General features: G+C 61.5%; 10 protein-coding genes. 8 read left to right on the forward strand and 2 right to left on the reverse strand.

Annotated elements, in window-relative coordinates; genetic code table 11:
* The 4 genes from ABAC402_RS0120970 to ABAC402_RS37915 all read left to right on the forward strand — a co-directional run bounded on the left by ABAC402_RS0120970 (nt 1) and on the right by ABAC402_RS37915 (nt 4,473).
* Nucleotides 1-1,533 (forward strand): glycosyltransferase, encoded by a 1,533-nt coding sequence (locus ABAC402_RS0120970; RefSeq protein ID WP_023451156.1) that lies wholly within the window; start codon nt 1-3, stop codon nt 1,531-1,533.
* A gap of 192 nt (nt 1,534-1,725) precedes the next feature.
* Nucleotides 1,726-2,502: an ABC transporter permease gene (locus tag ABAC402_RS37905; protein ID WP_023451157.1), complete on the forward strand. Its 777-nt coding sequence runs from the start codon at nt 1,726-1,728 to the stop codon at nt 2,500-2,502.
* Between the two features lie 20 nt (nt 2,503-2,522).
* The gene (locus ABAC402_RS37910) at nt 2,523-3,269 is read left to right on the forward strand and encodes an ABC transporter ATP-binding protein (protein ID WP_023451158.1); all 747 of its coding nucleotides are present in this window, start codon (nt 2,523-2,525) and stop codon (nt 3,267-3,269) included.
* Between the two features lie 31 nt (nt 3,270-3,300).
* Entirely contained in the window at nt 3,301-4,473 is a 1,173-nt protein-coding gene (locus tag ABAC402_RS37915; protein ID WP_023451159.1) for a DUF563 domain-containing protein, read from the forward strand.
* Here ABAC402_RS37915 and galE read toward each other — a convergent pair.
* Together galE and ABAC402_RS39550 are read right to left on the reverse strand one after the other, a co-directional pair.
* Nucleotides 4,470-5,450: a UDP-glucose 4-epimerase GalE gene (galE, locus tag ABAC402_RS37920; RefSeq protein WP_023451160.1), complete on the reverse strand. Its 981-nt coding sequence runs from the start codon at nt 5,448-5,450 to the stop codon at nt 4,470-4,472. The genes ABAC402_RS37915 and galE overlap by 4 nt on opposite strands.
* Nucleotides 5,451-5,554: 104 nt before the next feature.
* Nucleotides 5,555-6,823 (reverse strand): glycosyltransferase family 2 protein, encoded by a 1,269-nt coding sequence (locus ABAC402_RS39550; RefSeq protein WP_023451161.1) that lies wholly within the window; start codon nt 6,821-6,823, stop codon nt 5,555-5,557.
* Between the two features lie 44 nt (nt 6,824-6,867).
* Between ABAC402_RS39550 and ABAC402_RS37925 the strand changes: the two genes are divergently transcribed.
* The 4 genes from ABAC402_RS37925 (at nt 6,868) to ABAC402_RS37940 (ending at nt 14,206) form a co-directional block, all read left to right on the forward strand.
* The gene (locus ABAC402_RS37925) at nt 6,868-8,007 is read left to right on the forward strand and encodes a glycosyltransferase (protein ID WP_023451162.1); all 1,140 of its coding nucleotides are present in this window, start codon (nt 6,868-6,870) and stop codon (nt 8,005-8,007) included.
* 424 nt (nt 8,008-8,431) lie between these two features.
* The gene (locus tag ABAC402_RS37930) at nt 8,432-9,583 is read left to right on the forward strand and encodes an efflux RND transporter periplasmic adaptor subunit (RefSeq protein WP_023451163.1); all 1,152 of its coding nucleotides are present in this window, start codon (nt 8,432-8,434) and stop codon (nt 9,581-9,583) included.
* 1 nt (nt 9,584) lies between these two features.
* Complete coding sequence (locus ABAC402_RS37935) at nt 9,585-12,725, forward strand: efflux RND transporter permease subunit (RefSeq protein WP_023451164.1); 3,141 nt, start codon at nt 9,585-9,587, stop codon at nt 12,723-12,725.
* Between the two features lie 89 nt (nt 12,726-12,814).
* Nucleotides 12,815-14,206 (forward strand): efflux transporter outer membrane subunit, encoded by a 1,392-nt coding sequence (locus tag ABAC402_RS37940; RefSeq protein ID WP_023451165.1) that lies wholly within the window; start codon nt 12,815-12,817, stop codon nt 14,204-14,206.
* The last annotated feature ends 56 nt before the right edge of the window (nt 14,207-14,262 follow it).

Here is a 14,262-nt window from a genome sequence, read left to right on the forward strand (position 1 = left end):
GTGAAAAAGCCCAAGTCCACCGCCAAATTCACCAGCCAGACCGTCCCGAATTCGGCCGTCGCCAAACCGGCCGTCACCAACCTGCCGATTTCCGTACAGACTGCCCCAGTTCAGATTGAGACAGCGCAGATTGAGCCAGTGCAGATTGAGCCAGTGCAGATTGAGCCAGTGCAGATTGAGCCAGTGCAGACGGGACCAGCTTCGCCGGTCACCGTCCACAGCGGTCCAGTTATGACTGCACCGGATGCCCCGGCCACCGAGCCCAGACCTAAACCAAAGGCCTCGCAACGTATTGCTGTCGTCAGCCACAGCCATCCCTCGATCAGCAAGGGCGGGGCTGAAATTGCCGCCTACACCCTTTTTCATGGCCTGCGCCGCCTGGGATATGACGCTGTTTTCATCGGGGCCTGCCAGCAAAGCCAGCGCGGCAAGATCGAATTAGGGCCCAACGAATATGCCCTGTATTACGATCCCCACATCTACGACCACTTCTATCATCTGGCGTCGGGCGAAGTCGGCATTCAACTGATGACCCTGATCCGTGAGCTGGACATCGACCTGCTCAACTTCCACCACTTTTTCAATATGGGTCTGGCGGCCTTCAAAGAGGCAGCCCAGGAAGCCAGCGTCGTCTTTACCATCCACGAATTCCTGTCCATCTGCCATAATCACGGCCAGATGATCACCCGGCCAGCCCAGATCCTGTGCAGCGCCAGTTCGCCTAATGCCTGCGGCGCCTGCTTCCCCGAGTACAGCTCGCAGCAGTTCGCCCTCCGCAAGCAGAACTTCCTCGACAGCCTGACTTTGGCAGACGCCTTCGTCTCTCCCAGTCACTTCCTGGCCGACCGTTTCGTCGCGTGGGGGCTTGAGCGCGACCGCATGAACGTCATCGAGAACGGGCTGATGCACCTGCATCCCCCCCACCTCGCAAGCCACGCCGAAAACCACATCTGGAAGTTCGGCTTCTTTGGCCAGATTAACCCGTTCAAGGGCGTCGACATCATCCTCCAGGCCTGCGAACTGATCTCGAAAAAGCCCGATCTGGCGGCCGGGATCCGCATATTGATTCATGGCAACCTGATCGGCCAGTCGGACAGCTTCGTGAAAAAGTTCGAAGACGCGCTCGAAGCCTATGACTTCCTGTCGTATCTCGGCGCCTACAACAACAGTTCCGTCAACAGCCTGATGGAGAACTGCGACTACATCCTGATGCCCAGTCGTTGGTGGGAAAACTCCCCCGTCGTCATCCAGGAAGCCTATGCCGTCAAGCGCCCGCTGATCTGCACCGGCATCGGCGGCATGGCCGAGAAGGTCATCAACAATGTCAGCGGCCTGCATTTCGCCTTCAACGATCCCGCCGATCTGATGGCGGTGATCGAGAAAGGCGCCTCGGCAAGCGTGCACAGCGCCCTGGTCAACGGCATCCCTGCCGTCCTCACCGCCGACGACATGGCCCGGGAATATCTGAACGTCTTCAAGCATATCGGGGCCTCTGTGGCGGCCGCTGAAACGGATGCCGTACCGGCGGAGTAACCCGCCAGCTTTGCTTCGGGTTTTCATATTGCAACTGCGAAGAAAACCTGAAACTAATGAAACCGCAGCTTGGGCCGTGGCTTGCGCCGGTGGCTTTTTGCTGTAGAAGCAGTTCACGTCCCGCAGCGTTTCGGCGGGCACAGGCCGTGCAATTTTTGCGGCCCGTCACGCAGCAAGTGGTTAGACATACGAATGAACAAGACTTTTACCGACCTGCGTAAGGGACTTGGCCTCTACCGGGTCTGGTTCTATCAAGCCTATCACGAACTCACCGCCAGATACCGCCGGACCTTCATGGGGCCGTTTTGGATCTCTGGAGGAATGGTTGTGACCTCGATCTGTCTGGCGCTGGTGTTCGGCGAGATGATGGGTCAGGACCTGAAGGAAGTCCTGCCCTATATCATGGGCGGTATACTGTGCTTCGGACTGGTCAGCTTCATCCTGATCGACGGCACCGAAATTTTCCTTCGACACGGCGGCGACATCAAGAACCATGCCTATCCGTTCACTTATTACATGCTCGAGACGATGGCGAAGGAAGTCTTTCTTTTCCTGAACAACGTTGTGGTCTTCTATGTGGTTATGGTGATGATCGGCGCAGCCGTAGTTCCGCACTGGAGCGTAATCCTGGGCTTTCCGGTCGTGATTATGACCGGCCTGACCTGGGGCTCCGTCTTCGGCATCGTCGCGTCGCGTTTCCGTGACCTGCGTTTCATGCTGCCCTATGTCAACCAGCTTCTGTTTTTCCTCACGCCGATCTTTTGGCGGCCCGACTCCCTGCGTGGCAGCAGCATCCTGACGCAGGTTAACCCCTATTACGGCTTGCTGGAAATCATGCGCGCCCCGTTGCTGGGTGAGACGGCTTCGCCGCACATGTGGTATCTGGCCCTGGGTTCCATGGTCAGTGGGATCATCGTCTGGCTGATCGTGTTCAGCCTGTTCCGCCGCCGTATCCCCTTCTGGGTTTAGAGTAAAGTCAAGGATCGACCATGTCCGATATTGTCGAAGTCAGCGGCGTCGAGCTTAGCTATCCGATCTATTCCATCCGCGCCAATTCGCTGCGCAATACCCTGGCCAATCTGGTCATCGGCGGCAAACTGCTGAAGAACGGCCAGGACATTATCCATGTCCAGGCCCTGCACAATATCAGCTTCACCCTGGGCGAAGGCGACCGCCTCGGCGTCATGGGTCACAATGGCGCCGGCAAGTCGACCCTGCTGAAAGTCATTGCCGGAATTTATGAGCCCGATCGCGGTACGGTGAACGTCAAGGGCGACATTTCGTGCATGATCGATATCGGCCTGGGGCTTGACGCGGCCCACACCGGCCGTGAGAACATTTTCAACATGGGACGGATGCGCGGTATCGGCCGCAAGGAAATCGAAAAGAACATGGAGGAGATCATCGAGTTTTCGGAACTGGGCGCCTTCATCGATCTGCCGGTCCAGACCTACAGCGCCGGTATGCGCACCCGACTGGTGTTCAGCGTGGCGACGACCCTGAAACCTGACGTGCTGCTGCTGGACGAATGGATCGGCGCCGGCGACGCTGCCTTCCACGACAAGGCGGCCGACCGGATGAACAGCCTGCTGGAAAATTCGCGCGCCATGGTCCTGGCCACCCACAGCCACGGCCTTGTGACCAAGGTTTGCAACAAGCTGCTGGTGCTGGATCAGGGGAGACAGGCCTATTATGGCTCCGTAGCCGGCTATGATCCGTCGGCGCTGATGCAGTAGCTGTTGTCAACCGCCGCATGAAAGCCCGTCCATGACCAGCGGCTACAGCTTTACAACCCTGGAATCGATCATCGCTGACGGCGCCCACGACGAAGCGTCGCTGGGGGGACGGAATTTCCTGAACCGCGATCGCCGCGTATCCTTCCGCTGCGTCGCTGACAATCCGCCACCTTCCGACAATGTCGGTGCCTTACTGCCGATCGACGGCTATGCGCGCCTGGAAACCAGCTACCGCCACGCCATGCGCACGCCAGGCTATCTCGCCAACGGCATCTTCACCTTCGAGGACTACGGCTTTTTCGAAGCCTGCGCCCAGCCCATAGACATTGCTCGCCGCGAAGCCCTGATGGGCGAACCCATCTGCTGGGGCGTCGATTTCGCCGACTGGCACGCCCGAACGCACAACCTGGCTGATATTCTTGACAAATCGTCGGGCTATCTCGACCAGTTACTGCAAAAAGTGCGCAACCAGACAGTTTCCGGGTCCGCCATCGTCCTGTCGGCGCCGGGCCAGGAGATATACGGCCACTGGATCTTGGATGTCGTGCCGCGTCTGTGGACCTTGAATCAGGCCGGACACACCACAGAACCGATCCTGTTCCAGGTCCTGCCCGGGTGGGCAAGCTACTTCCTCGACATGTTCGACATAGATCCAGCCCGAATCCGCCGCCATCCAGCCAGCCTGTTCCGCGTTGAACAGGCTCTGATACCGTCGGCGTCCAAATCCGGTTTTCGGCTGGGGACGACCTCGCTGAGCGCTGCCCTTGCTCAGGTGATGACGGCTTGCAGGCCGGTCGAAATACCGCCCAACCTGATCGGCGAGAAGATCTTCTTTAGCCGTCGCCAGCTAGGCCACAGTTCACGGCGCAGCGTCGTGAATATTTACGCCATCGAAGCCGAGGCGGCGCGGCGCGGCTATCGTATTGTGGCGCCGGAAACCCTGACTGTCGCCCAACAGATTTGCCTAATGAAGACGGCCCGGATTGTGGTCGGTGAAGATGGCAGCGCTTTGCATAACATTGTCTTTGCGCCTAAGGGTGCGCGCCTGGGCGTACTGAACCTGCCCGAACGCGACAATCTCTGGCACCTGGGCCTGTGCCAGATGCTGGGTCACAACCTTGCCTATCTCGATGTGCCTGCCGATCCGGAATGGCCGCTCGATCTCGGGCGCTTCAACCAACTTCTTGACGCCCTGGAAGCTTAATACGGCCGGATGGTCTGCCAGTTGGCGGCAGACTCGATCAGCGTCTTCAGGTCGCTGTACTTCGGCGTCCAGTCCAGTGTCGCCTTGATCTTGCTGACGTCTGCCACCAGGATTTCCGGATCGCCGTCACGGCGCGGCCCGAGGCTGTAGGGGACCGGACGGCCAAGCGCCTCTTCTGCCGCCTTGATCACCTCCATCACCGTCAGTCCCTCGCCGGTGCCGACATTGAAGGCATCGCTGCCGCCGCCGGCCATCAGTCGCTCGATCGCCGCAACGTGGGCGGTAGCCAGGTCGATGACGTGAATATAGTCGCGGATACAGGTACCGTCCTTGGTGTCGTAGTCGGTCCCGAACACGGTCAGTGGTGGTGATTTGCCGAGCGCCGCCTTGCAGATCAACGGGATCAGGTGCGTTTCAGGCTCATGGCTTTCGCCAACCTCGCCGTCGAGATCGGCACCGGCAGCGTTGAAATAGCGCAGGACGATAGTGTTCAGCCCATGCGCCTGGCCCATCCAGTGCAGGGCCTGTTCGAAGGCCAGCTTGCTGGCGCCGTAGGGGTTGATCGGGTTCTTCGGGTGGTCTTCGGCGATCAGCCGGGTCTGCGGCATGCCATAGGTCGCCGCCGTTGACGAAAACACCATCGACTTGACGCCGCCCTCGACCAGGGTCCCAGCGAAGTCGGTCGCCGCTGAGACATTGTTGTCATAGTATTTGGCCGGGTTACGTGTGCTTTCGCCGACCAGGCTGTAGGCGGCAAAGTGGATCGCCGCCTGGATGTCGTACTGCTTAATGGTATCGAGAATGACGGCGCGGTCGCGTAAGCTCGCCTGGACGAGCGGCCCCCACTTGACGGCCTGGGCATAGCCGGTGGCCAGGTTGTCGAGTGTTACCGGCAGATACCCCGCCTGATGCAGTACCTTGCAGGTCTGGGATCCGATGTAACCGGCGCCGCCCGCGACCAGAATGGCTTTCGTCATAAATTCTGCCCCTGAAACAAGTTCGGCCTTCGCCAATGCGAACAGAGTTCTGCCCCAGCGCCCCCGCCGCTGTCAAAACCTAAAGCATGACAAAGGCCGTAATTTTAAACCGGCAGGGCCTGGTCAGTGTCACGTCGCAAGATTGACGGATAAAACACCGAGGTGCGTGCTGCCTCCGGGTGGCGAGAAACGTAGGCACGAAGCTCGGCCTGGCGGCGCTGGCGTTCCGCAGGGTCATCGTCGCGGCGGCGGCTCTGGCCTTCCTTGTGCAGCAGGGTTGCTTGCGGCGCGTAGATGATTTTTAAGCCCTGTTCGCGCACGCGCAGACACAGGTCGACATCGTTCAGGGTCACGGCGAAGGCTTCTTCATCAAAGCCGCCGACGGCATCGAAAATCGTCTTGCGGATCATCAGGCAAGCGCCGGTCACAGCATCGACCTCGCCGGGTTGCGCCAGGAAAGGATGGCCTTGCCAGACCTCGGGCGACGCACCGCGCCAGGGATGACCAGGCCCGGGCACCAGGTTAGACGCCACCCCGGCATGCTGCAAGGTGCGGTCGGCATAGAGCAGCCGTGCCCCGACCGCGCCAACGTCCGACCGCGCAGCATAGCTGCGCAGGGCCGCCAGCCAGTCACCGTCCAGGGCTTCGATGTCGTCATTGAGAAACAGCAGCAGCGGATGGCGCGCCAGGGCGGCGCCGGCATTGCACAGGCGCGAGAAGTTGAAATCGCCGTCGTCGCGGATCAGGCGCACATCCGGCCGAACCGACAGTTCGGTCAGCAGGGCAATCATGGCGTCGCCGTCGGCGCCATTGTCGACAATGATGATCTCGGCAGCGACCGTCCGGTTCAGCGCCAGGGAGTCGACACAGGCGCGTAACATCTCCGCCCGTATCTTGGTCGGGATGACTATGGATACTGCAGCCGACGCCAGGGCCCTATCGGGTGGCGCAAGGTCCGGCGCGGGCCGGGGCGGCAACTGGGATTGCCCCGCCACGTTCCCCACCGCCATGCCGGTGATGCCGCCTTCCGCACGACGGTTCAGCCGTGCCACAACCACATTCGTCAGCCGGCCGCTTTGGATCAAACTAACTGTCTTGGCCGCATAGGCTCCGATCCGCTCCAACAGTCCCAGCCGCGTCAGGGCGACCTTCGTTGCCGAACTGCGCAAGCACATCCGGTACGTCCCCGGCGGCACGGTGATATGGAGGTCGCGGCCGTCATGGGCGTAAACGACACTGCGTTCGCCGGTCGCGATATCGGTGATTTCGACTTCAGCCGATCCGCCCGCCGCACGCAACCGATACTGGCCAGCCATTACCAGGCTGCGCCCATCGTTCAGGGCCAACAGGTCGAAAATTGCGTCTGACGTCATTGTTCTATAGTAGCGAAGGTGCACGGCTTGGCGAGACTATTTCTATGGCGATTCTGAAACGCGTACTGGCCGGCCTGCACCGCACGGCGTTCGGCCTGCGTTACGCCGCCCGGTCAAGCGCCTGGCACGTGGCCGATTCGCGCCGACGGCCTCCGCTCGACAAAGTTCTGATCTCCGGGTTTTTCCAAGAGGCCCTCGGCATAGGCCGCGCCGGCGCCCTGGTGGCCAATGGCCTGGAAGCCAGGGGCATCACCGTCTTCCGCGAGGACCTGCGTCCGTTCGATCGCGGCCTGCTGACGCGCGGGCCGTCCCCCTTGCCCTCCGATGCCCCGGTCTGGCTTGTCCATGCCAACCCGCCGGAAGCCCGAATCGCCCTGTTCACACATGACGGCTGGCAGGACCGATACCGCATCGGTTACTGGGCGTGGGAATCAAGCCGCGCCCCTGAGGCTTGGGCCCAAACGGCAGCCTGGTTCCACGAAATCTGGGTGCCAAGCGGTTTTGCGCGTGAAGCGGTTGCTGCCATTTTGCCTCCCAACGAGGCCGCCAAGCTGAAGGTCGTACCGACACCCGTTCGCGTGCCGGCGGTTGCCGAACGTACCGCCGGCGCGGTCACCGCCCTGACCCTGTTCGACCCGCGCAGCAGCTTCGCCCGCAAGAACCCGGCAGGTGCCATCCAGGCCTGGATGAGGGCCATCCCCACACCCGGTGATGCCCGGCTGATCATCAAGACCTTGAGCCGCGCGGAAATCCATCCTCAGTTCCAGGCCCTTCAGGCGCTGGCCGGTGGCCGCGGCGATATCGTCTTTATGGCGCAGACCCTGGATAGCGATGCGACGGCTCAACTGATCGCCGACTGCGATATCCTGATTTCGCTCCATCGCGGCGAAGGTTATGGCCTGCCGCTGGCCGAAGCCATGGCCGCCGGCAAAGCGGTTCTGGCCACCGGCTGGTCGGGCAATCTCGAATTCATGACGCCGGATAATTCGGTGCTGGTGCCGTATCGCCTGGTTCCGGCGGCCTCCGGCTATAACGGCCCGAAGGCACAGTGGGCCGATCCCGACATCGACGCTGCGGCGGACGCTCTCCGCAACCTGATCGATGATACCAACCTGCGGTATCGGCTTGGCAATCAAGCTCGTAACGACGCTACGAAATTACGTGACGGTTGGCTCAGCGTGTAAGGGTTTGGAACCGCGAATGAACACGAATGAACGCAAACAAGAGGGGCGCAAAAACGCTGCAAGACGGTTCCACCAAAGCGATGATCGAAACACGCCCTTAAATTCGCGTTTGTTCGTGTTCATTCGCGGTTCAAAACCTCTAAAGCGCAATCCGCTAAAGTGGAGACCACTTTTCGGAAAAACTGCGCGACAAAACATAAACTTAGAGCGAGATGAGTTTTGATCCCATCTAAACTCATCTCGCTCTCGCCCAAAGACCGGCTGCGCCGCGGGCGCCGGAAACAACACCTTCCAAATATTTGCCAGTTCGCTGGTTTCGGACTCGGTCTTTGTCCTCTAAGGGTCTATTTGCTTGTTTTTGCCGCAAATGCCGCCGGATTTTTCGCAGCGCAGCGTTTAGCCCGAAGACTCATTTGAGGCCCCGATGTACAAAACTGTATCCCGCCTGTTACCCCTGATTGCCCTGAGTGCTTTGTGCCTGACGGCGTGTGGCAAGAAGGCTGATGACACCAAGGGGGCGCGCGGGCCGGCCAGTGTCGGTTTCATGATCGTCGAACAACGCCCGATCAGCCTGACCCAGGACCTGGCCGGCCGGACCTCGGCATGGCTGGTCTCCGACGTCCGCCCCCAGGTCAGCGGCATCGTCAAGGCGCGCCAGTTCACCGAAGGCGCCATCGTGTCGGCGGGCCAGTCGCTCTACCTGATAGATCCGGCCACCTACCAGGCCGCCTACGGCTCGGCCCAGGCTAATCTGCAACAGGCCGAAGCCACCCTGGAAGCTGCCCGCGGCCGGGCTGACCGTGCCGCCCAGTTGGTCACCATCAAGGCGATCAGCCAGCAGGAGCATGACGATACCATCACGGCCGTGAAACAGGCCGAGGCCAGCGTGGCGCAGCAACGCGCCGCCCTGCAAAGCGCCGGCATCAACCTCACCTACACCAAGGTCGGTGCCCCGATTTCAGGCCGCATCGGCAAGTCGTCGGTGACGCCCGGCGCTCTGGTCACTGCCAGCCAGGCGACGCCGCTCGCCACCATTCAGGACACGTCCAGGGTCTATGTCGACATCACCCAGTCCTCGACTGAGGTACTGAAGCTGAAAAAGGCCATAGCCGGCGGTAAGGTCGGCGCCATCGACCAGGCCGATGTCCAGTTGCTGCTTGATGATGGTTCGACCTATCCGATTACCGGCAAGCTTCAGTTCTCCGATGTCTCGGTCAATCCGGCCACCGGCGCGGTCACCCTTCGCGCCGTCTTCGCCAATCCCGACGGTCTGTTGCTGCCTGGCATGTTCGTCCGCACGCGCCTGGTCACCGGTACAGTGCCCGATGCCGTCCTGGTGCCGCAGAACGCCGTGGCGCTGGATCCGCGCGGCAGCGCCAGCGTCCTGTTGGTCGGCGCCGATGGCAAGGCTAAAAAACAGCCCGTCGCTCTGGCCGAGATGATCGGCAAGGAATGGCGCGTCACCTCGGGGCTCAAACCCGGCGACAAGGTCATTGTCGACGGCGGCCAGAACCTGAAGGACGGCGCCCCCGTCAAGCCGGAACCGGTCAAGGCTGGAAGCGGAGCCGAAAAGTAAGATGTTGTCGCGTTTTTTCATCGACCGGCCGATCTTCGCCTGGGTCATCGCCATCGTCATCATGCTGGCCGGTGCCCTGAGCATCCTGCGCCTCCCGGTCGAGCAATATCCCGACATCGCCCTGCCCCAGGTTCGGGTCCAGGCCAACTATCCCGGTGCCTCGGCAAAAACAGTCGAAGACTCGGTCACCCAGATCATCGAACAGGGAATGACCGGACTCGACAGGCTGAAATACATGACAGCCCAGTCGTCAGACAATGGCGGGGCCAACGTCACCCTGGTCTTTGAGGCCGGCACCGATATCGACGTCGCCCAGGTCCAGGTGCAGAACCAGATCCAGTCGGTCATCAACCGCTTGCCCCAGGACGTTCAGGCCCAGGGCGTTCGGGTGAACAAGGCGTCGAACAATATTCTTCTGGTGTTCTCGCTGTATTCGACTGACGGCACGCTCACGAATGCCGACCTTGGCGACTACCTGGTGTCGAACGTCCAGGACACACTGGCGCGGGTTGACGGCGTTGGCGAAACCAATGTCTTCGGCTCCGGATACGCCATGCGCATCTGGCTGGATCCGGACAAGCTGGCCAGTGTCAACCTGACCCCGGCCGATGTAATAACGGCCATTCGCGCCCAGAACGCTCAGGTCTCGGCCGGCCAACTGGCGGCGCAACCCGCGACCGACGACGTCGCACTGAACGCCACCATCACCTCGCAGTCGCGCCTGACCACAGCCGGCGAGTTCGCCAGTATCATCGTCAAGAGCGATAGTTCGGGCGCGACGGTCTATCTGCGCGACGTCGCCCGCGTCGAACTTGGGCAGCAGAATTACGAATCCTTCAGCAACCTGAACGGCAAACCGGCTACCGGCATCGCCATCAGTCTGGCCACGGGTGCCAACGCGTTAAAGACAGCGGAACTCGTCAAGGCCAGGATGGAGGAATTGTCCGAAAGCTTCCCGTCCAATATCGAATACGCCATCCCCAATGACTCGACGGACTTCATCAAGCTGTCGATCAAGGAGGTTATCAAAACCCTGATCGAGGCCATCGTCCTGGTCTTCGTCGTGATGTACCTGTTCCTGCAGAGCTGGCGCGCCACCCTGATCCCGACGATTGCCGTGCCGATCGTGCTGCTGGGCACCATGGGCGTTCTCGCAGCTTTCGGCTTCTCGATCAACCTTCTGACCATGTTCGGCCTCGTCCTGGCCATTGGCCTGCTTGTCGATGACGCCATCGTCGTGGTTGAAAACGTCGAGCGCGTAATGCATGAAGAGGGGCTGTCGCCCAAAGAGGCGACGCGCAAGTCGATGAACGAGATCACCGGTGCCTTGATCGGTATCGGTCTGGTCCTGGCCGCCATGTTCGTTCCCATGGCCTTTTTCGGCGGCACCCAGGGCATCATCTATCGCCAGTTCTCGATCACCATCGTGTCGGCCATGGCCCTCTCCGTGCTGGTCGCCCTGGTGCTGACGCCGCCCCTGTGCGCGACACTGCTCAAGCCCGTCGACCACGAGAAGCGCAGCCAGCGCCAGAACCTGTTCGACCGCTTCTTTAGCGGCTTCAATCGCAACTTCGACCGTGCCAGCCGCGGCTACCGCGCTGGCGTCGGGGCCATGATTGCAAAGCCTGCGCGCTACCTGGCCATCTATGTCACCGTAATCGTCGCCTGCGGTCTGATGTTCAAGATCCTGCCGACGTCCTTTCTGCCGGAAGAAGACCAGGGCTTCATGCAGACCATCGTCCAGATGCCGCCCGGGACCACGACCAAGGTGACCCAGGGTGTGGTCGACAAGGTCGCCGCCTATCTCATCAAGGACCCGACGGCGCGCTATGTCTTTTCCCGCACCAATGGCCAGAACCAGGGCCAGGTCAATATTCGCATGAAGTCGTTCGAGGAACGCAAAGGGGAAGATATGCGCGTGCCCGCCGTCATCGAGCGCGCCCGACAGGAGTTTTCCAAACCGGAATACCGCAGCGCCCGCATCATTCCAACACAGCCGCCGGTGGTGCGCAGCCTAGGGGATGCGTCGGGTTTCTCCTTCGTCGTCAAGGATGTCGGCGGCGTCGGGCCCCAGGCCCTGCTGGAGGCGCGCAACGACTTCATCCGCCGCGCCGGCGACGATCCGCGCTTCGGCTCGGTGCGATCCGGTGGTCAGGATTTCACTCCCCAGCTCAAGATAGACATCGACAAGACCGCCGCCGGCGCCATGGGGGTCAACGTCTCCGACATCAATGCGATGCTAAGCTCGGCCTGGGGTGGATCCTACGTCAATGACTTCATCGACCGCGGCCGGGTCAAACGTGTCTATGTCCAGGCCGATAGTCCCTTCCGCATGCGGCCGGATGACCTGAACCGCTGGTATGTCCGCAACCGTGATGGCGCCATGGTGGGTTTCTCGGCCTTCGGGTCCTCGCGCTGGACTACCGGCACGCCGTCGCTGGAACGCTATCAGGGTTCGCCCTCGACCGGCGTCCAGGGCATGCCGGCGGAAGGCCAGTCGTCAGGCGCCGCCATGCAGGCCGTCGAGGAACTGGCGCGCGACCTGCCCCAGGGCACGGCGATCGAATGGACCGGCATCTCTTTGCAGGAACGCGAGTCAGGCGCCCAGGCGCCTGCGCTTTACGCGTTGTCGATTCTGGTGGTCTTTCTGTTGCTGGCAGCGCTGTACGAAAGCTGGACGATTCCGTTCGCCGTCGTCCTGGTCATTCCGTTGAGCATCCTGGGCGCCTTGCTGGCCACTTGGCTGCGCGGGCTGGACAACGACATCTACTTCCAGGTCGGGCTGCTGACCACGATCGGCCTGTCGTCGAAGAACGCCATCCTGATCGTCGAATATGCCAGATTATTGCAGCAGGAAAAGGGCATGACCCTGCTCGATGCGACGTTGGAAGCTGCCCGGATTCGATTGCGCCCGATCCTGATGACGTCGTTCGCCTTTACGTTCGGGGTGTTACCCCTGGCATTGGCGACGGGGGCCGGTTCGGGGGCCCAGCGCGCCATCGGGACGGGTCTGATCGGCGGGGTTCTGACAGCGACTTTCCTTGCCATCTTCTTCGTGCCGATGTTCTTCATGCTGGTACAGAAGCTGTTCAAGCACGACAACCTGCCACAAGATGTCGCCGCCAAGGGGGGCAAAGCGTGAAGAAGGTGATCGACAAAAAATTACCTCTCCCCGTTTACGGGGAGAGGACGAGAGCGGAACGAAGTGAACGCGATCGGGTGAGGGGCCTATTGGCGCTGCTGCTTCCGGCGATTGCGCTCTCCGCCTGCACCCTTGCGCCGAAGTACGAACAGCCTCCCCTGCCGGTCGCCACCCAATGGTCGGCGCCGGCACCTCAGGCATCGAATGCCCAGGTTACCTGGCGCGACCTGTTTCTGGATCCGCAACTCAAGAAGACGATCGACCTGGCACTGGAGAACAACCGCGACCTGCGCATTGCCGCGCTCAATGTCCAGCAGGCCCGCGCCGTCTACGGGATCGAACGCGCGAACCTGCTGCCGTCGGCCGATGCGTTCGGTTCCGGCACCCGGTCGCACACCGATGTCGAAGGCGATCGCGAGTCGTATAACGCCAATCTTGGCCTTGCCTGGGAACTGGACCTCTTTGGCCGCATCCGCAGCCTGAAGAACGCCGCCCTTCAGGACTTCTTCGCCAGCGAAGCCAATCGCGATGCCGTCGAAATTTCGCTTATCGCCTCGGTCGCCGACGCCTGGCTGACCCTGGCCGCCGACAAGGACGCCCTGCGCCTCAGCCGCGAGACCTATGCCAGCCGACAGGAAGATTACCGCATTGCCGAGAGCCGCGCCCGCATCGGCGTCATCGGTGACCTGGATCTCAGCCAGCAGAAGACCCAGCTGGAGCAGGCCCGCGCCGAAGTCGCTGCACTGGAAACCGCCGTCGCCCAAGGCACTTCCGTCCTGACCTTGCTGGCCGGCGAGGCCGTTCCCGACCGCCTGCTCCCGCGAGGCCTGCCCGACAACGCTCTCGCCGAGGTTCCGGTAGGCCTGCCATCGGAAGTTCTGCTGGCCCGGCCCGACATCATGGCTGCCGAACACAATCTTCGGGCCGCCAATGCCGATATCGGCGCGGCGCGTGCCGCCATGTTCCCGTCGATCTCCCTGACCGGATCGACCGGCTTTGCCAGCAATGACCTGGGCTCACTTTTCGATGCGGGCAACGGCAAATGGTCCTACGGCGTCGGCATCTCCATGCCGGTCTTCGCTGGCGGCGGGCCGATCAACGCTCTGCGCGGCGCCACGGCACGGCAGGAGGTCGCGGTCGCCCAGTACGAGCGTGCCATCCAGTCAGCGTTCAACGACGTCAACCAGGCGCTGGCCGTGCGCGCCCGCATCGATGAACGCCTCGAGGCGCAGTCGGCGGCGACGGCGGCGGCCCAGCGTACCTTCGACCTCTCGAGCGCGCGCTACGCAGCCGGCAGCGACAGCTACCTGACTCTGCTCGACGCCCGGCGAACCCTGTATGTTTCGCAACGGTCACTAATCGGCCTGCAGTATGTCCGCGCGGCCAATCTGGTCGCCCTCTATCGCGCCCTGGGGAACGATGCTTCCCTGAAAAAACGCAGTATGCTGTTATCTGCCTTCAAAAAGCCTGCCCAGCCGTGATAGTGAGATCTTAACCGGGGCTGGTTAGGACTTTCGCCGCATTCATCTGTTGGCGC

Source organism: Asticcacaulis sp. AC402, from assembly GCF_000495835.1.
Classification (GTDB): Bacteria; Pseudomonadota; Alphaproteobacteria; order Caulobacterales; family Caulobacteraceae; genus Asticcacaulis.